This is a genomic window from Luteibacter rhizovicinus (genome assembly GCF_004342265.1).
GTDB classification, from domain to species: domain Bacteria; phylum Pseudomonadota; class Gammaproteobacteria; order Xanthomonadales; family Rhodanobacteraceae; genus Luteibacter; species Luteibacter rhizovicinus_B.
In genome coordinates, this window is the sequence record NZ_SMCS01000001.1 from 348,386 (window position 1) to 370,707 (window position 22,322).

Here is a 22,322-nt window from a genome sequence, read left to right on the forward strand (position 1 = left end):
CGGCAACACGGGCCTGCGTCACTGTGGGGGCCGTAAGCGTGCGTGACCTTCGTGCCTCCTTTGGCGCGATGCATACATCCGACTCGGCATGCTTGCTTCCTACTCTTGGGAGATCCCATGTCGGCCAGTACCGAACGTCCGCCGTTTCGCATTTATTACCTCCACCCGCTGCTGGTGGGTGGACTGGCGAACTGGACGGCATGGCTGGATCACGCGGCAGCGCTCGGCTTTCGCCAACTGCTGATCGCGCCGCCTTTCGATGCGTCGACCAGCGGCGATGTCTTCGTCACCCGCGATTTCGACCGCCTGCATCCGACGCTCACCGTCGAAGGGCATGCCGCACAGCGACTCGACCAGTTGGCCAAAGCGTGCCGGGCCCGCGATATGGCGCTGTGGCTGGACCTGCCGCTGGACGAACTGGCCTCCGACTCGCCCGTGCGGAACGAACACCCCGAATGGTTCCGCGCGGTGGCCGCCGAACACGGCACGCCCGATCCACGCTGGACGCCCGCGGAAAGCGACAGCGCGCGCTGGCGCCTCAATGATCCCGCCGTCGCCGATGCCGCCATCGCGTGGTGGGTCGAGCGGTTGAAGGCCTGGAGCGATGTGGGCATTCGCGGTTACCGGGTCATACATCCGCACCGGCTTTCCGCCACACGGTGGAAAACGCTTTTCGACGCGGTTCGGACGGACGCGCCGGATACCGTATTCGTCGCCTGGACGCCCGGAAGCACGCCGGACGAACTTGCCGCGTTGGCCGGTGCGGGATTCGATGCCACGGTTTCGTCGTCCAGTTGGTGGGATTTCCGTGCGCCGTGGTTCGCTCAGGAGGCGGCGCGTCTGGATGTCGTCGCTCCCGCGTTGGCGTGTCCCGAAGTGCCGTTCGCCACGCGGCTTGGCGATGCCATCGGCGAAGAAAATCAACGCGAGAGGGCGTATCACCGCGCTATCGATTTTTCCGTCGCGTCGCCGGCGGGCTGGATGATGCCCATGGGGTTCGAGTACGCGGTTCACGACGCACTGGACCCGCGTCGCGGCGAACCGACCACGCCCGCGTCGATGGCCGCGAATGGCTCGGTCGACCTATCCGGCGTCGTGCGCAAGGCGAACGCCGTTCTGGATGCGAACGCGATGCGCATGCCGTACCGGAATATAGGTTCGGAGGGCCATGTTGCCGTTCTGCTGTCGACCAGCGAACTGGATCCCCGGCGCGCGGAGCAGGCGAGGCTGGTTCTGGTGAACGCGTCGCTGGATCGCGATGCGATCGTCCGTGCCGCGCACGCGCTGACGGGTGCGGCTTCGCACTTCGGACCGTATGCGACCGCCGATGGCCGCAAAGTATTCGATGGGGGTGAAGACATCGTTCTGGCGCCCGGCGAGGTGGTCGCGCTGTCCGCCGGTCGCGCCACGCCCATCCAGCGCAAACTCAGTGCAGCTCAGGCTAAAGAGTCGATCAAGGCGGCGACCGGCGCGTCGCGTCTGTGCATCGAAGCCGTCAGTCCCAGTGTGGACGATGGCCGCTTTCCCGCGAAACGCATTGCCGGTCAGCGCATCGACGTAAGCGCGGACGTTTTCATGGACGGACACGACGTGCTGGCCGTGCGCCTGCAGTGGCGAGCGCAGGACGATAAGAGCTGGCACGAAGAAGTCATGACGGCGCAGGGAAACGACGTCTACACCGCCAGTTTCACGCCGACGCGTACCGGGCGTTTCGAATATCGCATCGAAGCCTGGCGCGACGCTTTCGCGAGTTATCGCTACGAACTGGATACGAAACAGCGTGCCGGTGTGCCGGTGAGTCTCGAACTGGAGGAAGGTCGGCTGCTGGTGGAGGCGCGCGCGGCCAGCACGAACGGCGCGCGTGCCAGGGCCGTACGTTCGTTGCTCGCCAGTCTGAACAAGGCTGGGGAAAGCGAGCGTCTCGAGCTGTTGTTGTCCGAAGAAACGCTAGCCGATATGTCGGCATCCGATCCGCGCCCATTTGCCATTGCCTCCGCTCCGACATTGATCGTGGACGTGGATCGCCGCGAAGCGGAGTTCGCGAGCTGGTACGAACTGTTTCCGCGGTCGCAGACGAGCGACGCGTCGCGCCACGGCACGTTCAACGACGTCATCGGCCGTTTGCCCGCGATCCGCGACATGGGTTTCGACGTGCTGTACTTCCCGCCGATCCATCCGATCGGCATGGCTTTCCGCAAGGGAAAGAACAATACGCTCACGCCGGGGCCGGACGATCCCGGCAGTCCGTACGCGATCGGCTCGCCGGAAGGCGGGCATACGGCGATCCATGCGCAGCTGGGCAGTATCGAGGACTTCCGCCGTCTTCGCGACGCGGCATACGAGCACGGGCTGGAACTCGCGCTCGACTTCGCCATCCAGTGTTCGCCGGATCATCCCTGGCTGAAGGAACACCCGGAATGGTTCGACTGGCGTCCCGACGGAAGCATCCGTTATGCGGAGAATCCGCCGAAGAAATACCAGGACATCGTCAATGTCGATTTCTACGCGGACGGTGCGGTGCCGTCGCTGTGGAACGCGCTGTGCGACGTGGTGCTGTACTGGGCGGGCGAGGGCGTGCGGACATTCCGCGTCGACAATCCGCATACCAAGCCGTTTCCGTTCTGGGAATGGATGATCGCGCGTGTGCGCTCGAAGTATCCCGACACGCTGTTCCTGTCCGAGGCCTTTACGCGTCCGAAGCCGATGTACCGTCTGGCCAAGGTCGGTTTCAGCCAGTCGTATACCTATTTCACCTGGCGCAATACGAAGCAGGAATTCATCGACTACCTGACGGAACTCACGCAGACGGCACCGAAGGATTTCTTCCGGCCGAATTTCTTCGTCAATACGCCGGACATCGATCCGTACTTCCTGCAGACCTCCGGCCGCCCGGGGTTCCTGATACGCGCCGCGCTGGCCACGACGCTCTCGGGTCTGTGGGGCGTCTACTCCGGTTTCGAACTGTGCGAAGGCACGCCGATACCCGGAAAAGAAGAGTATCTGGACTCGGAAAAGTATGAGATCAAGCCGCGCGACTGGACGATGCCCGGCAATATCATCGCCGAGATCACCCAGCTCAATCTCATCCGTCGCGCGCATCCGGCGTTGCAGAGTCATCTCGGCATCCGTTTTCTCACGGCGCATAACGACCGGGTGCTGTTCTTCGAGAAGCGCGCACGCGACAGCGACGATATCGTGCTGGTCGCGATCAGCCTCGATCCGCATAACGCGCAGGGCGCCGACATCGAACTTCCGCTGGCCGACTGGGGTCTCGGAAGCGACGCTGTCGTCACCGTTCAGGACCTTCTGCACGACCATCCCATTACCTGGCGCGGCGCGTATCAAAACGTATGGCTCGGCCTCGGCCAGCCATACGCCCTTTGGCATGTCCGGCTACCCGGAGTCTGATCCATGGCACGACGAGTCAAAGCGCATAACGAAGCGGCCGCACCCGGATTCTCCGTCGATCCGCTCTGGTACAAGGATGCGATCATCTATCAGGTGCACCTGAAGTCGTTCTTCGACGCCAACGACGATGGCGTGGGCGATTTCCAGGGTCTGATCGACAAGCTCGACTACATCGCGGACCTTGGCGTGAATACGCTGTGGCTGCTGCCGTTCTATCCCAGTCCCCGGCGCGACGACGGCTACGACATCGCCGAATACAAGGCGGTGCATCCCGACTACGGCAAGCTGTCGGATGCGCGGCGCTTCATCGCCGAAGCGCACGATCGCGGACTGCGTGTCATTACCGAGCTGGTCATCAATCATACGTCCGACCAGCATTCGTGGTTCCAGCGCGCACGTCACGCGAAGAAAGGTTCCGCCGCGCGCAACTTCTATGTCTGGTCGGACACCGATCAGGCTTACGACGGGACGCGCATCATTTTTCTGGACACCGAAAAATCGAACTGGACCTGGGACCCGGTCGCGGGCCAGTACTTCTGGCATCGCTTCTTCTCGCACCAGCCCGATCTGAATTTCGACAATCCCGCCGTACTGAAGGCCGTGCTGGACGTGATGCGTTTCTGGCTCGACATGGGTGTGGATGGCCTGCGCCTGGACGCCGTGCCGTATCTGATCGAGCGCGAAGGCACCAATAACGAGAACCTCCCCGAAACGCACGCCATCCTGAAGGTGATGCGCAAGGAGATCGACGAGCACTATCCCGACCGCATGCTGCTGGCGGAAGCCAACCAGTGGCCGGAAGACACGCAGGACTATTTCGGACAGGGCGACGAATGCCATATGGCGTTCCACTTCCCACTGATGCCGCGCATGTACATGGCGATCGCTCGAGAGGACCGCTTTCCCATCACAGACATCATGCGGCAGACGCCCGCGATTCCCGACGCCTGCCAATGGGCGATTTTCCTGCGCAACCACGACGAACTCACGCTGGAAATGGTGACGGATTCGGAACGCGACTATTTGTGGGAAACCTATGCCGCCGATCGTCGTGCGCGCATCAACCTGGGTATTCGTCGTCGCCTTGCTCCCTTGCTGGAGCGCGACCGTCGACGCATCGAACTGATGAATGCGCTGCTGCTGACGATGCCGGGCACGCCGGTGCTCTATTACGGCGACGAGATCGGCATGGGCGACAACATCCATCTCGGCGACCGCGACGGCGTACGCACGCCGATGCAATGGTCCATCGACCGCAATGGCGGATTCTCCCGCGCCGATCCGGCCAGTCTGGTGCTGCCGCCGATCATGGACCCGCTGTACGGCTATCAGGCGATCAACGTCGAAGCGCAGGCGCGCGATCCCCATTCGATGCTGAACTGGACGCGACGCATGCTGGCGGTGCGTAAGCGTTATAAGGCGTTCGGCCGTGGCACGCTGAAATTCCTTTATCCCGGCAATCGCAAAGTGCTGGCTTACCTTCGCGAGTTCGACGGCGATCAGGTGCTTTGCGTCGCGAACATGTCGCGCTCGCTGCAGGCCGTCGAGCTGGACCTGGCCGCTTTCGACGGCCAGGTTCCCATCGAAATCATGGGTGGATCGTCCTTCCCGCCGATCGGCCGTTTGCCTTATCTGCTTACGCTGCCGCCGTACGGTTTCTATGCGTTCCAGATATGCGCCAACGCGCAGATGCCCGACTGGCATGTGGAGCCAGCCGAGCCGATGCCCGATTACGAAACGCTGGTCGTGCGCGGTCCGCTGATCGAAGGCCCGGTCATGGCCCATCACCGGGGGGTGATCGAGCGCGAAGTGCTGCCGAAATATCTGGCGGTGCGGCGCTGGTTCAATGCCAAGGATCGCGGTATCGAAAGCGTCCATATCGTCTATGCGGCGGCATGGCCCGATCGTGGCGACGACCTCATCATCTGCGAGATTGAGGCCACGTTGAGCGATGGCGGCAAGCAGCGTTACAGCTTACCGGTGGGCATCGTGTGGGAGGACGAGAATCCGTCGTCCCGCGCGCAGCAGCTGGCATTGGCGCGCGTGCGTCGCGGCCGTCGCATCGGTTTGCTTACCGACGGTTTCTCGCTGGAAGCGTTCGCATCGGGCCTGCTCATCGGGCTGCGCGACAATCTCCAGTTGCAGGTGCATGCCGGCGGCTCCATTCATTTCGAAACGACCGACGCGTTCGCGAAGCTGACCTTCCCACCGGAGATCGAGAATCGCTGGATGCTCACCGAGCAGTCGAACAGCTCGATGATCCTGCACGACACCGGCGTGCTGAAGCTGTTCCGTCTGACCTCCGGCGGCATCAATCCCGAAGTGGAAATGTCCCGCTATCTCACCGAACACGGCTATGCGAATACGGCGCCACTGCTGGGCGAAGTGGTGCGAATCGACGATGCGGGCGAGCGTACGACGCTGGCGGTATTGCAGGGGTTCCTGCGCAATCAGGGCGATGCGTGGCGTTGGACGCTGGACTATCTGAGCCGCAGTTACGACGAATACAGCCATTCGGACGATCCGGACCGGCGCGAGGAAATCGCCCGGGGTTACGACAGCTTCGCGCGCGCGGTGGGTACGCGTCTGGGCGAGCTGCATGCCGTACTCGCTGCGCCGAGCGATGTCGATGCTTTCGCGCCACGCAAGGCAACGACGGCGGACGTGACAGCGTTGCGCGACTCGGTTCGCAAGCAGGTCGCTCGTGCGCTGGAGGCCACCGATGTGGCGGGAGCATCGCGAACGGATATGGATGAGGACGTCGCCGCCTTGCACGGTTTGGCCGATACGCTCGATCGTCGCATCGACGCGCTGGCCCGGGCGGGCGAGGGCGCGCTGCTGACGCGCGCGCACGGCGATTTCCATCTGGGCCAGATCCTTGTGGTGCAGGACGATGCATACATCATCGACTTCGAAGGCGAGCCCGCGCGCACGCTGGCGGAGCGGCGTGCGAAGGTGATGTCGCTGCGCGATGTCGCCGGGTTCCTGCGCTCGCTGGACTATGCGGCCGCCATGGCGATGCGCGGCGAGGACGGCCTTGCCCCGGTCGAGGATGCGGGCTTCGGAGAATATCTCGCGCAGTTCCGCGAGCGGGCGGTCTCCGTCTTCCTGGCCGCTTATCGCACCGTGCTGGATACGGCCGCGGTGCGTTGGGTGGAAGCCGATGCGTTCGCACCGTTGCTCGAACTGTTCGTAATCGAGAAGGCGGCTTACGAAGTGAACTATGAAGCGGCGAACCGGCCGGGCTGGCTGGACGTTCCCGTGCGCGGGCTGCTGCACGCCGCCCGTGGCGATACCGCCAACGAGCTGGAGAACGACGCGTGATCGACAGGAACGCCCTCGGTCTTACCGATGCCGTCGCGATTGCCGCGTTGGTGGAAGGGCGGCATGGAGATCCGTTCGCGATGCTCGGTCCTCACCGGATCGATGGACGACGCACGATTCGCACGTTGCAGCCGGGTGCTCTGGCGGTGGATGTTATCGATGCCGCCGGCACATCGCTCGGCGCGCTCGCCCGTGTGGACCCGGTGGGATTCTTCGCCGGAGTCGTCGATGGCGATGGCGCCTATCGCCTGCGGGTTCGCTGGCCGGCGGGCGTGCAGGAAACCCACGATCCCTACGAGTTCGGAATGTTGCTCGGCGACGACGATCTGCGCCGCCTTTCCGACGGCACGCATATCGAGCTGTTTCGTTGTCTGGGTGCGCATCCGGTAACCGTCGACGGCGTGCACGGCGTACGTTTCGCCGTGTGGGCACCCAATGCCCGGCGCGTGAGCGTGGTCGGCGATTTCGACAGCTGGGATGGGAGGCGTCATCCGATGCGTCTGCGCATGCCAGCCGGTGTATGGGAGCTGTTCGTGCCGGGACTGCTTCCCGGGGCCCGCTATAAATACGAGATATGGGGCGCCGACGGGTCCCTGACCCAGCGTGCGGACCCGGTCGCCCTTGCCGCCGAACTTCCGCCCGCGACGGCCTCGGTCGTAGCCGATCCCGAAGCGTTTCGCTGGACGGATCAGGCATGGATGAAGCGGCGTGGCGAACTTCATCACGCCGGCTCGCCGCTTTCGATCTACGAACTGCACGCCGGTTCATGGTTGCGGGCACCCGACGGCGGCACGCTGGACTGGGACACGCTGGGCGAGCGGCTGATTCCCTACGTCTCGGGTATGGGCTTTTCGCATATCGAACTGTTGCCGATATCCGAATACCCGTTCGGCGGTTCCTGGGGCTACCAGCCGCTGGGGCAGTTCGCGCCGACGTCGCGTTTTGGCACGCCCGAGGCATTCGCGCGCTTCGTCGATCGCTGCCATGAGGCGGGTGTCGGCGTTATCGTCGATTGGGTGCCCGCGCATTTTCCGACGGATATCCATGGTCTGGCGCATTTCGACGGCACGCCGCTATACGAGCATGCGGACCCGCGCGAAGGATTCCATCAGGACTGGAACACGATGATCTTCAACCTCGGCCGCAACGAGGTTTCCGCATTTCTCATCGCCAGCGCGCTGGCGTGGCTGGAACGCTTTCATGTCGACGGTCTGCGCGTGGATGCGGTGGCCTCCATGCTCTATCGCGACTACAGCCGCAAGCATGGCGAGTGGGTACCGAATATTTATGGCGGCCGCGAGAATCTGGAATCGATCGCCTTCCTGCGCCGGGTTAACCAGCTGATCGCCGAGGGGCATCCGGATGCGATGACCATTGCCGAGGAATCCACGGCATGGCCGGGTGTAACGCAACCGGTCGCCGATGGTGGTCTCGGTTTCACGTTCAAGTGGAACATGGGCTGGATGCACGACACGCTGGAATACATGTCGCGCGATCCGATCCATCGGCGCTGGCATTATCACGAGATGACGTTCGGCATGGTCTACGCCTGGTCGGAGCGTTTCGTGCTGCCGTTGTCGCACGACGAGGTCGTCCACGGAAAACGTTCGCTGCTCGGACGGATGCCGGGCGACGACTGGCAGCGTTTCGCGAATCTGCGCGCGTACTTCGGTTTCATGTGGGCGCATCCGGGCAAGAAGCTGCTGTTCAACGGTGGCGAGATCGCGCAGCCGCACGAGTGGAATCACGATGCGCAGATCGCGTGGGATCTGCTCGACGATCCGAAACATCTCGGTGTGCAGACGCTGGTCCGCGACCTGAATCGCCTGTATGCCGCCGAGCCGGCCCTGCACGCGTGGGATACCGACCCGCGCGGCTTCCGCTGGGTCATCGGTGACGATGCGGTACAGAGCGTCTTTGCGTGGCTCCGGTTCGCGGCCGACGGAAAACCCGCGCTGGTGGTCTGCAACATGACACCGAGCCCGCGTCGCGATTTCCGTATCGGCGTGCCCCTGCGTGGTCGCTGGCGCGAAGCGATCAATACCGACGCGTCCGTCTACGGTGGCTCGGGCCTGGGTAACGACGGGGGCCGCCATGCGGACGACGTCGGCAGCCATGGATTCGAGGCCTCGCTGTCCCTCACGTTGCCGCCGCTGGCTACCGTCATCCTTATCGCCGACTGACGAGACTATCGATGCCCGCACTTCCCGAACGCATGCAATCCGGCTCACCCTATCCACTGGGCGCGTCGTGCGATGGTATGGGCACGAATTTCGCGGTGTTCTCTGCGCATGCCGAACGCATCGAGCTATGCCTTTTCGATCCGTCCGGTCGCCGGGAGATCGCCCGTTACGATCTGCCCGAATGTACCGACGAGATCTGGCATGGCTACCTTCCGCGCGTTCGTGGCGGCACGCTCTACGGTTTCCGTGCTCACGGACCGTACGAGCCGGAGGAAGGGCACCGCTTCAATCCGAACAAGTTGTTGCTCGATCCGTATGCGCGGCTACTGCACGGTCAGGTTCGATGGTCCGATGCGCTGCATGGCTACCGTGTTTCGTCGTCCCGCGCCGATCTTTCTTTCGACCGTCGCGATAGCGCGATGGCGATGCCCAAGGCGGTCGTCGTCGACGAGCCCATGCACTGGACGGTCAATAACCGTCCGCACACGCCGTGGAACGAAACGGTCGTTTACGAGACCCACGTACGCGGACTGACGCGTACGCTCAAACGCATCCGCCCGCATGAACGCGGAACGTTTCTCGCGCTGGCCGATCCCTACGTCATCGACTATCTGGTGAAGCTGGGCATTACCGCTGTCGAGCTGCTGCCCGTGCACGCGTTCGTGCAGGACCGCCGCCTGACCGAGATGAAGCTGCGCAACTACTGGGGCTACAACACGCTGGCCTTCTTCGCGCCCGAGCCGAGTTATCTGTCCGAAGGCACACTCAACGAGATACGGGCGGCCGTGCAGGCGCTGCATGCGGCGGGGATCGAGGTGATCCTCGATGTGGTTTACAACCATACCTGCGAGGGCAGCGAACTCGGGACGACGATGTCTTTCCGTGGTCTGGACAACAAGAGCTACTACCGGCTTCTGGCCGACAATCCCCGTTATTGCATCAACGACACCGGCACGGGAAACACGGTCAATACGGCGCATCCCCGCGTGATCCAGCTGGTCATGGACTCGCTCCGCTACTGGGTGACGACGTTCCATATCGATGGCTTCCGCTTCGACCTCGGCGTGAGCCTGGGCCGGGAGGAACACGGCTTCGATCCTTGCTGCGGCCTGTTCGACGCGATGCGTCAGGATCCGGTCCTTGCGGGGGTGAAGCTGATTTCCGAGCCCTGGGACATCGGCCCGGGGGGATACCAGTTAGGCAATCATCCGCCGGGATTCGCCGAGTGGAACGGCAAGTTCCGCGACGACGTGCGCCGCTTCTGGAAGGGCGATGCGGGCATGCGCGGGGTGCTGGCCGGCCGGTTGCAGGCGTCGGGAGACCTGTTCGATCACCAGCGCCGCAAGCCCTGGGCCTCCGTGAACTTCGTCACTGCGCACGATGGCTTCACGCTGGAAGATCTGGTCAGCTACAACGACAAGCACAACGAAGCCAACGGCGAGGACAACCGCGACGGCGGTAACGATAACGAGAGTTACAACCAGGGCGTCGAGGGACCGACCGACGATCCGGCCATCCAGACGGCGCGCGACCGTACGAAGCGCTCGATGCTGGCCACGATGTTCTTCTCGCATGGCACGCCCATGCTGCTGGGCGGCGACGAGTTCGGTCGCACGCAGAACGGCAATAACAATGCGTACTGCCAGGATAACGAGATTTCCTGGTACGACTGGAAGACGGCGACCTCCGACCGTGGACGCGAACTTACCGACTTCGTCGCGCGGCTTATCCGCCTGCGCGAACAGCATCCCACGCTGCGCGCTGCGCACTTCCTCCGAGGCGATAAGGAAGTCGCGCCCGGTATCAAGGAGGTGGCCTGGTTCGACGAAAGCGGCGCGGAGATGACGCAGGCCACCTGGGACTATACGGAAGGGCGTCTGCTGGGATTGCGCCGGGCACAGGCGTATGGCGAACGCCGCGTCGACGTCACGCTGGTATTGATCAACGCGACGCCCGAAGCGCATGCGTTCAATCTTCCGCAGCCTTCGTTGCCGTGGAGGCTGCGCTGCAACAGTGCCGAACCCACCGCTTCGGAAACCGCATATACCGAGCCGTCGATCGAGGTGCAGGGGCGCAGCGTGGTTCTGCTCGCAGCGGCGGTGCGCACGGAAAACACATGACGACACGGTTCGCCCATGCGATGCCTTATGGAGTGCGCCCGCTCGGACGCGGACGCGCACGATTCAGGCTGTGGGCGCCGGATGTGGATACCGTCTTCGTGGAAACCGATGCGGGTGCGGCTTCGGCCATGCATGCGCTGACCGATGGATGGTTCGAAGGCGTGCTGGATGCGCCGGTGGGCACGGGCTACCGCTTTCGTGTGAAAGACGGTTTGACGGTTCCCGATCCTGCCTCGCGTCTGCAGAAAGACGGCGACGTGCACGGCTATAGCGTGATTACCGAGCCGACCGAGTACGCGTGGCGGCATGGCGACTGGAAGGGCAGGCCATGGCGCGAAGCGGTGATCTACGAAGTCCACGCCGGACTGATGGGCGGTTTCGACGGCGTACGCGCGGCTTTGCCGCGCCTGGCCGAACTCGGGTTTACCGCCATCGAACTGATGCCCATCGCGGAGTTCCCGGGAGAGCGCAACTGGGGGTACGACGGCGTCCTTCCCTTCGCACCGGCGACGGCTTACGGTAGCCCGGACGATCTGAAACGGCTTGTCGACGATGCGCACGGCTTCGGACTGATGGTGTTTCTCGACGTCGTCTACAACCATTTCGGGCCGGAAGGAAATTACCTCGGCGCGTATGCATCGCCATTCTTCCAGGACAAGCCGCATACGCCGTGGGGCCCCGCGATTGCCGTGTCGGTGCCGCAAGTGGGCGACTATTTCGTTCATAACGCGCTGTACTGGGTACAGGAGTTTCGTATCGACGGCCTGCGTCTGGATGCTGTGCACGCCATCGGCAATCCCGGCTGGCTGGCGTCGCTGGCCAGCCGCGTACGTGCGGTGACCGGGCCCGGCCGCCATATCCATCTGGTGCTGGAGAACGAGTCCAATCAGGCTCACCTGCTTGGACGCGAGCGTTTCGATGCGCAGTGGAACGACGATTTCCACAATGCGCTGCATGTGTTGATCACCGGCGAATCGGAAGGCTACTACGCGCACTATCAGGACCCCTTGCCAAAGCTCGAACGCGTGCTTACCGAAGGCTTCGCCTGGCAGGGCGAAATCATGGGCGGCAAGCATCGGGGCGAATACAGCGCGGACAAGATGCCGGCGCGTTTCGTGAGTTTCCTGCAGAACCACGATCAGATCGGCAATCGCGCATTGGGCGACCGGCTGACGACGCTGGTCGACGAGGCGGTACTTGTCGCTGCCACAGCGCTCCTGTTGCTTGCGCCCTTTGTCCCGCTGATGTTCATGGGCGAGGAATGGGGCAGTCGCACGCCGTTCCTGTTCTTCGCCGACTTTGGCGATCCGGCGCTTCGCGACGCGGTGCGCGAGGGACGTCGCAAGGAATTCGCGGCATTCGCGAGTTTTTCCGGTGCGGGGATGCCCGATCCGGCTGCCCCATCGACATTCGATGCGTCACGTCCCGACATGGTCGAGGCCAGCGATCCGGTCTGTCAGCGGCGACTCGCGCTGGTGCGCGAACTGCTTGCTCTGCGGGCGCGACATATTGCGCCATGGATAGACGATGCGCGTTCGACGGGTGCGCGCACGCTTGGAGACCACGCATTCCGCGCAAGCTGGAAACTGGGAACGAAGGTGTTGACGATCTTCGCGAACCTCGGCGACGTGGACGTCACTCTGAAAGCGCCACCATCGGCATCGGCTGCGTGGATTCATGGCGACGCGGCCTCTATCGCGGCGGTATCGCGCGGTCTTCTGCCTTCCCGTCACACTCTTGCCTGTGTGGAGTCTTAAGTTGTGAATGCGTCTATCGATGATCGTCTCGCCCGGCTCGCGGAACTCGCGGGCGTCGACGTACGCTGGCGGGACGCGCACGACCAGGCGCAGGTTGTTCGCCCCGACACGTTGCGCGCCGTGCTGCGGGCACTGGATCTCCCTGCCGATTCCAGCGGCGACATCGACGCGAGCCTCGATCGCGTCGAGCGTGAACGCGAAGGCAAGCAGATGCCCGCGTTGATTACGGCAGAGGCGGGTAAACCGCTGAATGTGCCTGCCGCCGGACGCGGTCGCCGTTATCGTGTGACTACCGACATCGGCACGACCCTGATCGAGGGGGAACTGCCGACAGGCGCGACATCGATCGACGCGCTCCTGGTACCGGGTTATTACCGGCTGCAACTGGGCGACGAGGACGTTGCGCTTGCCGTTGCGCCGAGCCGTGCATTCGGTGTCGAGGACGTTCGCGGTGCGGATCGTCCCTGGGGCGTGGCCGTGCAGATGGCGGCGCTGCGTCGTCCGGGCGACGGCGGCATCGGCGACTTTTCGGCACTGGAACAATGCGCGCGGGCGGCGGCGGAGAAGGGAGCGGATGCGCTGGCGATCAGTCCGCTGCACGCGATGTTCGCCGCCGCTCCCGAACGCTATAGCCCATATTCGCCATCGAGCCGTCTGTTCCTCAACGCGTTGTATGTCGATGCGTCGACGGTCAACGGCGAACAGATGATGCGTGCCGTGATCGATACGCATAACCTCAGGCAGGAACTGGCCGAACTGGAATGGCTGGAACTGATCGACTGGCCGCGTGCGGCCAGGGCGCGCATGACGATCCTGCGCTCGCTGTTCGAAGGGGTGTCGGTGGATTTCGCGCATGCGGAGCGTTTCATGGCGTTTCGCCGCGAGAAAGGCGAATCGCTGGAACGTCACGCTCGCTTCGAAGCGTTGCATTCGCACTTCAGCGCGCATGGCCGTCCGGGCGGCTGGCAGGGATGGCCCAGCGAATTCCACGATCCGACATCGCCGGACGTCGCGGCGTTTGCGCGCGAACATTCCCGCGAGGTCGCGTTTCACGCCTATCTGCAGTGGCTCGCCGCGCAGGGGCTCGACTCCGTGCAACAAGCAGCGCGCGATGCGGGCATGGCCATCGGCCTGGTCGCGGACCTGGCCGTCGGTGCGGACAGTGGTGGCAGTCACGCCTGGAGTCATCAGCGCGAAGTACTCAAAGGTCTTTCGGTCGGCGCTCCTCCCGACGCGCTCAATCGCCTGGGACAGGACTGGGGACTGACGACGTTCTCGCCGCGCGGCTTGCTCGCGACAGGCTTCGCTGGCTTCATCGGCATGTTGCGTGCGGCGCTGGCCCATGCGGGCGGTGTGCGTATCGATCACGTGCTGGGACTGAAGCGCCTGTGGATGGTGCCGCATGGCGCCGGTGCGACCGAAGGTGCGTATGTGCGCTATCCGCTGACCGACATGCTGCGGCTGATTGCGCTGGAATCGCATCTGCATCGGGCCATCGTCATCGGCGAGGATCTCGGTACGGTGCCTTCGGATTTTCGTCAGACCATCGGCGACGCGGGTGTGCTTGGCATTCGCGTGCTCTGGTTCGAGCGCGCGGCGGACGGCGGATTCATCGCTCCGTCGGAATGGTCGCCAAAGGCCATGGCGACCACCAGTACGCACGACGTTCCCACCGTCGCGGGCTGGTGGAGTGGCAAGGACGTGGCGTGGCGCAAGCTGACGGGGCTGGACAATCCCGCCATCGACGAGATGGCGGAACGCGCGCGCGATCGCGATCTGTTGTGGCGAGCGCTATGTGCGTCGGGCGCCGCATGGGATGAAAATGCGCCGCCGGCGCCCGACGATATCTCTCCCGTAGTGGTGGCCGCGGCGAAGCATGTCGCGGGTACGCCGTCGCCCCTGACGATCTTTCCGATCGAGGATGTGCTGGGTCTGCACGAGCAACCGAACCTGCCGGGTCCGACCGACGCCGTCCATCCGAACTGGCGCAGGCGTATGCCCGATTCGTCGTCGCGCCTCTTCGATGGACCGATCGCGCACGCCACGTGCGTTGCCATCGCGGCGGCGCGGACGCGTTCGTGAGTCCGCCGCGCGCGTTGGCGCGCTTACAGTTCCATTCCGGATTCACGTTCGAGGATGCGCTGGGTACGGTCGATTACTACGCCGATCTCGGCATCAGTCATCTCTACGCATCGCCGATCCTGCGTGCGCGCGCCGGATCGACGCATGGCTACGATGTCGTCGATTGCCACCAGATCAATCCCGAACTGGGCGGTGAATCCGGGCTGCGCGCGCTGGTCGCGAAACTGCGTGGGCGTGGTATGGGACTCATCGTCGACATCGTGCCGAACCACATGGGTATCGGTGCCGGGAACGCATGGTGGATGGACGTGCTGGCCCATGGCCGGGAGAGCCGCTACGCCAGCTACTTCGACATCGACTGGCAGGCTGCCGATCCCCTTGTGCGCGGACGTGTACTGCTACCCATCCTCGGCGCGCCCTACCACGAGGCGCTTGCGGCCGCCGACCTGGCGCTGGTGCGCGAGGATACGCAGTTCATGCTGCGCGTTTACGATCAACGGCTGCCGTTGTCGCCCGAGTCGTGCACAGGGCTCGAAGGTCATGCGCTCGGCGATTACGACGCGGCGACGTCCGGGGGCAGGGCGCGCTTGCATCGGTTGATCGAGAGCCAGCACTACCGGCTCGCCTTCTGGAAGCTCGCCAGCGACATCGTCAACTACCGGCGTTTTTTCGATATCAATGAACTGGCGGGTCTGCGCGTCGAGCGAACGGCTGTGTTCGAAGACACGCATTCGCTGATTTTTCGTCTTTACGCGCAAGGACTGATCGATGGCGTGCGCTGCGATCATGTCGACGGCCTCGCCGATCCCAGAAGGTATTGCAGGCAGCTACGGCACCGGCTGGAACGTTTGCGCGACCAGCGTCCCGAAGGCGCACCGCGCGATGCGGCGTATCTCGTCGTCGAAAAAATTCTTGCGGACGACGAACCGCTGCGGGTGGATTGGCGCACGGATGGCACGACCGGCTACGAATTCATGGATCAGGTGTCGGCCGTGCTGCACGACGAATCGGGCGAAGCACCGCTGACGGAACTCTGGCGAAACACGACCGGGGATCGCGCCGACTTCGCGACGCAGGCCGTGAGTGCGCGTCGACAGATTCTGGTGGACAGTTTCGAATCCGAACTGGATCGGACGGCACGCGCGCTGTTCGCATCGGCGCGCGCGGACGTTGCCACGCGGGACGTGTCATTGCCGGCCATTCGCCGGGTGCTTATCGAATTGCTGGTTCATTTCCCCGTCTATCGCACGTATGCGGGCGGCGCGGGCAGGGACGATTTCGACGAAGCCGTTTTCGGTCGTGCCATCGAGGGCGCCGCGCGGACGCTTCGTCTGGAGGATGCGGAACTGCTCCATCAGGTGGGTGTGTGGCTGGGCGGACAGGCGCCGCGTTCGATGCCACCCGGTGCGGCCAGGCGTGCGCGCGAGCGGGCCATCGCGGTCTTTCAGCAAGCGACGTCACCGGTCGCCGCGAAGGCGGTAGAGGACACGGCCGGGTATCGCTATGGACGGTTGCTGTCGCGCAACGAAGTCGGCGCGGACGCGGCACGTCTGGCGATCTCCGTGGACGACTTCCATGCGCATGCCCGTGCGCGGGCACGCCACCACCCGGACAATCTACTCGCCACGGCAACGCACGACCACAAGCGTGGCGAGGACCTGCGGGCCCGGCTGGCCGTGCTGTCCGAAATTCCCGACCTGTGGATCGCTACGGTCGAGCGATGGCGCACGCACCACTCGGAGCTGCGCCGCAAGGCCGAGGGGCGCATGGCGCCAGCCGCACCCGACGAACTGATGCTCTATCAGATGCTGGTCGGCGCATGGCCGCTCGATCTGCGTCCTGACGATGCCGCCGGGATGGCGGCGTTTGCCGACCGGATCGCCGGCTGGCAGCGCAAGGCACTGCGGGAGGCGAAACGCTGGACGCGCTGGACGTCGCCGAACGAACCCTACGAGGACGCCTGCGAGGCGTTCATGCGCGATCTGCTGACCGGAGGCGACGGCTTTGGCCGGGACATCGCCGCGTTCGTGGACTTCGTCGCATGCGCCGGCGCGGCCAATGGCCTTTCGCAGATGGTGCTGAGACTGACTACACCAGGCGTGCCCGACCTGTATCAGGGCACCGACTACTGGGATTTCAGTCTGGTCGACCCCGATAACCGGCGCCCGGTGGATTTTGCCGCCCGGCGCGCCTCGCTGGTCGCCGCCCGGCCCGTGAACGAGGAATTGGCGTCCTGGCGTGCCGGCCCGCTGAAACAATCGATCCTGCACCGGCTGCTGCAATTGCGTGCCGGGCATCCGGTCCTGTTCGCCCGAGGGGGCTACCGGCCGCTGGCGGTGGACGGAGCGGCCGCCGACCGGCTGGTGGCCTTCGAGCGGCACCACGGCAGCCATCGCATCGTGGTGCTGGTGGCGCGGCATACGGCTGTCTGGCTCGGCGGAGCGGCTACGCCCGCGATTCCGGCGGAGCGCTGGAGCGGGACGCGCCTCGGACTGGCCGATGGCGAGTACAGGAGCCTGCTCGGAGGCGGTTCGACCACGATACGGGAAGGGGTCGCCAGCGTGGCGGACCTCCTCGATGGGCTGCCCGTAGCGGTCTGGGAAGCGGGTAAACCGGGAAAACGCCGTCAGTCGAGCAGCGAACGGACCAGTGCGACATAGCGGTTCATGGCGTCGTCGCGAGGTGTGCCCTTGAGCTTGCCCCAGGCTTCGTACTTGGCGGTGCCGACGAAATCGAAGAATCCCGGCTGTTTACCTTTGAGGTCGCCCTCCGAGCCCTGTTTGAAGAGGGCGTAGAGCTGGAGCATGGTGTCGTTGTCCGGCCGCTTCCGCAGCCCGGATGCATCCCGGGCGGCCTGTTCGAACTGGCTCTGGAGATCGGCCATGTGAGGAGGGCGCTCGGATGGGTCTACGGGATGGGGCTTGTAGCATGCGCCCGACATCGACGTCCAATGGGCAGGGCCGTGCTGCAACGCGATATCATGGCGGTTTCAGGCGCGAGGAAATCCCATGGCCCATCCGGCAATCGTTCCGGTCTTAACTATCGACGGACCGTCGGGCTCGGGCAAGGGAACCATCAGCCGCCTCGTCGCCGACAAGCTGGGGTGGCGCCTGCTCGATTCGGGTGCGCTTTACCGGGCCGTGGGCTATGCCGCCGGCGCCGAGGGCATCGATCTCTCGGACGTCGACGCCGTCACCCGCTGCGCCCAGACGACGAAAATTCGCTTCGTCGCCAGCCCGGACGGGGGCGAAACCCACGTTCTGGTCAACGGTCACGACGCCACGGACGAGCTGCGTACCGAGACGGCCGGCGCCGCGGCTTCGGCCATCGCCGCGATCCCGTCGGTGCGCCAGGCCCTGGTGGACCTGCAGCACGGGTTCCGGAAGGCCCCGGGTCTGGTGGCGGACGGGCGGGACATGGGGACGGTGATTTTCCCCGATGCCGCCCATAAGGTATTCCTGACGGCCAGCGCGTCCGAACGTGCGAAAAGGCGCTATAAGCAGTTGAAGGATAAGGGTCTGAGCGTTACACTTGCAGGCCTGCTGCGAGAGATCGAGGCACGCGACGAGCGAGACGCGTCGCGCCCGGTCGCCCCGCTGAAGCCTGCCGAGGGGGCTGTCCTGATCGATACGACGGGCATGCCGATCGAGGCTGTAGTAGAGAAAGTATTCGCCGTGCTGCACCCGTAAGGGGGCATCCGGCATTCCCGTCCGCGCTGAAGCGCGGGCATTTAGGCAACGGTGCCGAGGAAGATCCTTTCCGAGACACCCACAACCGGTGGGTCGCTTCGTACGTGCGCACAGCAATGATGTCTGGCGCCGACGGGTCCGACCTTTCATAACCCTGGAATCAACATGACTGAAAGTTTTGCCGAACTGTTTGAACAGAGCCAGCAGGCTATTTCCAAGCTGAAGCCCGGCTCCATCGTCACCGGTATCGTTGTGGAAATCCGCAACGACGTGGTGGTGATCAACGCCGGCCTGAAGAGCGAAGGCATCGTCCCCATTGAGCAGTTCAAGGACGAGTCGGGCGCCCTGGAAGTAGAAGTGGGCGATGAGGTCAAGGTTGCTCTTGACGCCCTGGAAGACGGCTTCGGCGAGACCAAGCTCTCCCGCGAGAAGGCCAAGCGTTCGATGGTGTGGGACGACCTCGAGCAGGCGTTCGACAAGGAAGAGACCATCACCGGCAAGATCTCCGGCAAGGTCAAGGGCGGTTTCACTGTCGACATCAAGGACGTCCGCGCATTCCTGCCGGGCTCGCTGGTCGACGTCCGTCCGGTCCGCGATCCGGTTTATCTGGAAGGCAAGGACCTCGAGTTCAAGATCATCAAGCTCGACCGCAAGCGTAACAACGTGGTCGTCAGCCGTCGCGCCGTTGTCGAGACCGAGTTCTCGGAAGAGCGCGAGAAGCTGCTCGAGCGTCTGACCGAAGGCGCGGTCGTCAAGGGTGTCGTCAAGAACCTGACCGATTACGGCGCGTTCGTGGACCTCGGCGGTATCGATGGTCTGCTGCACATCACCGACATGGCGTGGAAGCGCGTGCGTCACCCGTCCGAAGTCGTCAACGTCGGCGACGAGCTGGACGTCCGCGTGCTGAAGTACGACCGCGAGCGCAACCGCGTTTCGCTCGGCCTCAAGCAGCTCGGCGACGACCCGTGGGTCGCCATCGCGCGCCGCTACCCGGTCGGCAGCCGTCTGTTCGGCAAGGTCTCCAACGTCACCGATTACGGTTGCTTCGTTGAGATCGAGCCGGGCGTCGAAGGTCTGGTGCACGTTTCCGAAATGGACTGGACCAACAAGAACGTCAACCCGGCCAAGGTGGTTCAGGTCGGTGACGAGACCGAGGTCATGGTTCTGGACGTGGACGAGGAGCGTCGCCGCATCTCGCTGGGTATCAAGCAGACCCGTTCGAACCCGTGGGAAGCTTTCGCCGCCATGCACAAGAAGGGCGACAAGGTTTCCGGCCAGATCAAGTCGATCACCGATTTCGGTATCTTCATCGGTCTGGAAGGCGGCATCGACGGTCTCGTCCACCTGTCCGACATCTCGTGGCAGGTTTCGGGTGAAGACCTCGTTCGCAACTTCAAGAAGGGCGACGAAGTCGAAGCCGTGGTCCTGGCGGTCGATCCGGAGCGCGAGCGCATCTCCCTCGGCATCAAGCAGATGGAGCAGGATCCGTTCGGTCAGTTCATGGCCACGAATCCGCGCGGCACCGTTCTGAACGGCACCGTGAAGGAAGTCGACGCGAAGGGTGCGATCATCGACCTGGGCGAAGGCGTCGAAGGCTATATCCGCGCCAACGACATCGCCAAGGAACGCGTGGAAGATGCCACGCAGCACCTGAAGGTTGGCGATGCGGTCGAAGCCAAGTTCACCGGCATGGATCGCAAGGGCCGTCAGCTCCAGCTGTCGATCCGCGCGAAGGACGAGGAAGAGCTTACGGACACCATGGCCGACTACCAGTCTGCCGCCGGTGGTACCACGAAGCTCGGTGCTCTCCTGAAAGAGCAGATGAACAAGGCCGACTAAGGCAGTCGGACGAGGGGCGGCTATCCGCCCCTCGTTTCCTTTAGCGTCAGGAAGTCAGGGGACCCATGACCAAATCGGAACTGATCGAGGCGCTGGCGCGGCGCCAGACCCACCTTGCGTTCAGTGATGTGGAACTTGCGGTCAAGAGCGTGCTCGAGCAAATGAGCCACGCCCTGTCCACAGGTGAGCGCATCGAGATTCGCGGATTCGGCAGCTTCGCGCTGCACTTCCGTCCGCCACGCATGGGCCGAAACCCCAAGACCGGCGAAGCGGTTGCCTTGCCGGGCAAGCACGTGCCTCATTTCAAACCGGGCAAGGAATTACGCGAACGCGTAAACCTGGCCGAGACGAACGCTGCGGAATAACGCAGCGTTTTTTTTTGCCCGCAATCCGGAGCGCTCCTGCACCGTTTCCCGGGGCTGAACCTGTACGAATCGCTAACCAGGTCCTACAGCCTCCCGTTTGAATCGGTTAAAGTCGGCCGATGCGTCTTCTTGCCCTCATCGTCCTTCTGGTATTCATCGCCGCCGGCATCGTGTTCGGGGCGTTGAACGCCGACCTCGTGTCCTACGACCTCGGTTTTGCCCATGCTTCCGTGCCCAAGGGCGCCGCGGTACTGGCGGCCGTGCTGGTCGGCTGGCTGCTCGGCGGTCTGACCGCCTGGCTGGGGACTTCGTTCGCCCATCGGCGCCGTCGCCGTCGCGAACGCATCGAAAGCAAGGCTGCGATCGCGCCTACCGCATGAATTCCCTCTGGCTGTGGCTGCTCGCCCTGATCCCGCCCCTGGCATTCGCCAGTGGCTGGTGGGCGGCAAAACGTACCCATGTCAAACGCTCGGGTGATCGGGTCAACGAACTGTCGTCGGACTATTTCCGCGGCCTGAACTATCTGCTCAACGAAGAGCAGGACAAGGCGCTGGAAGTTTTCGTGCGTCTGGCGGAGTACAACCGCGACACGGTCGAAACCCATCTCGCGCTGGGCAACCTGTTTCGTAAGCGAGGCGAAGTCGATCGCGCGATCCGTTTGCACCAGCACCTGGTCTCCCGGCCGGGGCTTTCCGACGAGATGAAAACCGTCGCGTTGCTCGAGCTCGGCGAAGACTATATGCGCGCCGGTTTGCTCGATCGCGCCGAAACGCTCTTTTCCGACCTGGTGGCGATGGACGCGCTCGCGCCGTCGGCGCTGCGGCACCTGATCGCGATTTACCAGCACGAACGGGAATGGCACAAAGCCATCGACCACGCGCGCCGCATGGAAGCGATGACCGGCGAAGACGAGTCGGCGATGATCGCGCAGTTCTATTGCGAGCTGGCCGAGCAGTCCCGTCAGCACGGTGCACGTACCGAAGCGCGCGAGTATCTGCGCGAAGCTTTCATCTGCCAGCGCGACTGCGTACGCGCGCACATGCTCATGGGGCGGTTGTACGCGGAGGAAGGCGAAGTCGGGTTGGGCGTCGATGCATACGAAGCAGCTATCGCCGCCGACATCGCCTTCGTTCCCGAAATCCTTCCGCCGCTGCTGAATTGCTATGCACGCTCGCAGCAAATGGAACGCGCCGAGCGCTTCCTGCGCGAAATCATGGAGCGTTACCACGGCATATCGCCAGTGCTTGCGCTCACCCGTCTTTATGAAGGGCGCGATGGCGAACGGACGGCCATCGACTTCCTTACCGGTCAGTTGCGCAAACGGCCTTCCGTACGCGGCCTGATGGCATTGATCGACGCGACGATGGACAAGGTGTCCGGCGAAGCGCGCGAGAACTACCTGATCCTTCGCGACCTGACCCGCAAGCTGCTGGAAGGGCAGGCGATGTACCGGTGCAGCCGCTGCGGCTTCGGCGCCAAGGCCCATCACTGGCAGTGCCCAAGCTGCAAAGGCTGGGGAACCGTTCGTCCCATTCACGGCGTCGCGAACGAATGA

General features: G+C 63.8%; 13 protein-coding genes. 12 read left to right on the plus strand and 1 reads right to left on the minus strand.

The annotated features are described in order from the left end of the window. Positions 1–117 precede the first annotated feature (117 nt). From EC912_RS01590 to treY, 7 genes are read left to right on the plus strand one after another with little or no spacing between them, the layout of a single operon-like run. Positions 118–3,408, plus strand: a complete 3,291-nt coding sequence (locus tag EC912_RS01590) for a maltotransferase domain-containing protein (protein WP_132141395.1) — start codon at positions 118–120, stop codon at positions 3,406–3,408. A gap of 3 nt (positions 3,409–3,411) precedes the next feature. After that, positions 3,412–6,732, plus strand: a complete 3,321-nt coding sequence (treS, locus tag EC912_RS01595; protein ID WP_132141396.1) for a maltose alpha-D-glucosyltransferase — start codon at positions 3,412–3,414, stop codon at positions 6,730–6,732. Beyond that, on the plus strand, positions 6,729–8,915 hold the full coding sequence (gene glgB, locus EC912_RS01600) for a 1,4-alpha-glucan branching protein GlgB (RefSeq protein WP_428993068.1): 2,187 nt from the start codon (positions 6,729–6,731) through the stop codon (positions 8,913–8,915). The genes treS and glgB overlap by 4 nt, the downstream gene beginning before the upstream one ends. Before the next feature lie 11 nt (positions 8,916–8,926). Then, positions 8,927–11,035 carry a glycogen debranching protein GlgX gene (glgX, locus tag EC912_RS01605; protein WP_132141397.1) on the plus strand — a complete coding sequence of 703 codons (2,109 nt, stop codon included), beginning with the start codon at positions 8,927–8,929 and terminating at the stop codon, positions 11,033–11,035. Continuing rightward, entirely contained in the window at positions 11,032–12,792 is a 1,761-nt protein-coding gene (gene treZ, locus EC912_RS01610) for a malto-oligosyltrehalose trehalohydrolase (RefSeq protein WP_132141398.1), read from the plus strand. The genes glgX and treZ overlap by 4 nt, the downstream gene beginning before the upstream one ends. A gap of 3 nt (positions 12,793–12,795) precedes the next feature. Further along, on the plus strand, positions 12,796–14,874 hold the full coding sequence (gene malQ / locus EC912_RS01615) for a 4-alpha-glucanotransferase (protein WP_207906743.1): 2,079 nt from the start codon (positions 12,796–12,798) through the stop codon (positions 14,872–14,874). Continuing rightward, on the plus strand, positions 14,871–17,534 hold the full coding sequence (gene treY / locus EC912_RS01620) for a malto-oligosyltrehalose synthase (RefSeq protein WP_132141399.1): 2,664 nt from the start codon (positions 14,871–14,873) through the stop codon (positions 17,532–17,534). Before malQ ends, treY begins: the two co-directional genes overlap by 4 nt. On the opposite strand, the gene EC912_RS01625 is transcribed toward treY, so the two are convergent. Continuing rightward, positions 17,501–17,758, minus strand: a complete 258-nt coding sequence (locus EC912_RS01625; RefSeq protein ID WP_132141400.1) for an acyl-CoA-binding protein — start codon at positions 17,756–17,758, stop codon at positions 17,501–17,503. The genes treY and EC912_RS01625 overlap by 34 nt on opposite strands. A gap of 124 nt (positions 17,759–17,882) precedes the next feature. On the opposite strand from EC912_RS01625, the gene cmk reads away from it, so the two are divergent. From cmk to lapB, 5 genes are all read left to right on the plus strand, one after another. Next, on the plus strand, positions 17,883–18,563 hold the full coding sequence (gene cmk, locus EC912_RS01630) for a (d)CMP kinase (RefSeq protein ID WP_132141401.1): 681 nt from the start codon (positions 17,883–17,885) through the stop codon (positions 18,561–18,563). A gap of 165 nt (positions 18,564–18,728) precedes the next feature. After that, on the plus strand, positions 18,729–20,402 hold the full coding sequence (gene rpsA / locus EC912_RS01635; protein WP_132141402.1) for a 30S ribosomal protein S1: 1,674 nt from the start codon (positions 18,729–18,731) through the stop codon (positions 20,400–20,402). Positions 20,403–20,467: 65 nt separating this feature from the next. Then, positions 20,468–20,767 carry an integration host factor subunit beta gene (locus tag EC912_RS01640; RefSeq protein ID WP_132141403.1) on the plus strand — a complete coding sequence of 100 codons (300 nt, stop codon included), beginning with the start codon at positions 20,468–20,470 and terminating at the stop codon, positions 20,765–20,767. A 119-nt stretch (positions 20,768–20,886) separates the two neighbouring features. Further along, positions 20,887–21,147 (plus strand): lipopolysaccharide assembly protein LapA domain-containing protein, encoded by a 261-nt coding sequence (locus tag EC912_RS01645; protein WP_132141404.1) that lies wholly within the window; start codon positions 20,887–20,889, stop codon positions 21,145–21,147. Continuing rightward, positions 21,144–22,322 carry a lipopolysaccharide assembly protein LapB gene (gene lapB, locus EC912_RS01650; protein WP_132141405.1) on the plus strand — a complete coding sequence of 393 codons (1,179 nt, stop codon included), beginning with the start codon at positions 21,144–21,146 and terminating at the stop codon, positions 22,320–22,322. The genes EC912_RS01645 and lapB overlap by 4 nt, the downstream gene beginning before the upstream one ends.

Excerpts from the sequence above, each read along its gene's own strand:
- lapB (WP_132141405.1), top strand. The coding sequence starts at position 21,144 with ATGAATTCCCTCTGGCTGTGGCTGCTCGCCCTGATCCCGCCCCTGGCA.
- EC912_RS01590 (WP_132141395.1), top strand. The coding sequence starts at position 118 with ATGTCGGCCAGTACCGAACGTCCGCCGTTTCGCATTTATTACCTCCAC.
- cmk (WP_132141401.1), top strand. The coding sequence starts at position 17,883 with ATGGCCCATCCGGCAATCGTTCCGGTCTTAACTATCGACGGACCGTCG.
- EC912_RS01625 (WP_132141400.1), bottom strand. The coding sequence starts at position 17,758 with ATGGCCGATCTCCAGAGCCAGTTCGAACAGGCCGCCCGGGATGCATCC.
- glgX (WP_132141397.1), top strand. The coding sequence starts at position 8,927 with ATGCCCGCACTTCCCGAACGCATGCAATCCGGCTCACCCTATCCACTG.
- EC912_RS01640 (WP_132141403.1), top strand. The coding sequence starts at position 20,468 with ATGACCAAATCGGAACTGATCGAGGCGCTGGCGCGGCGCCAGACCCAC.
- treZ (WP_132141398.1), top strand. The coding sequence starts at position 11,032 with ATGACGACACGGTTCGCCCATGCGATGCCTTATGGAGTGCGCCCGCTC.
- EC912_RS01645 (WP_132141404.1), top strand. The coding sequence starts at position 20,887 with ATGCGTCTTCTTGCCCTCATCGTCCTTCTGGTATTCATCGCCGCCGGC.
- rpsA (WP_132141402.1), top strand. The coding sequence starts at position 18,729 with ATGACTGAAAGTTTTGCCGAACTGTTTGAACAGAGCCAGCAGGCTATT.
- treS (WP_132141396.1), top strand. The coding sequence starts at position 3,412 with ATGGCACGACGAGTCAAAGCGCATAACGAAGCGGCCGCACCCGGATTC.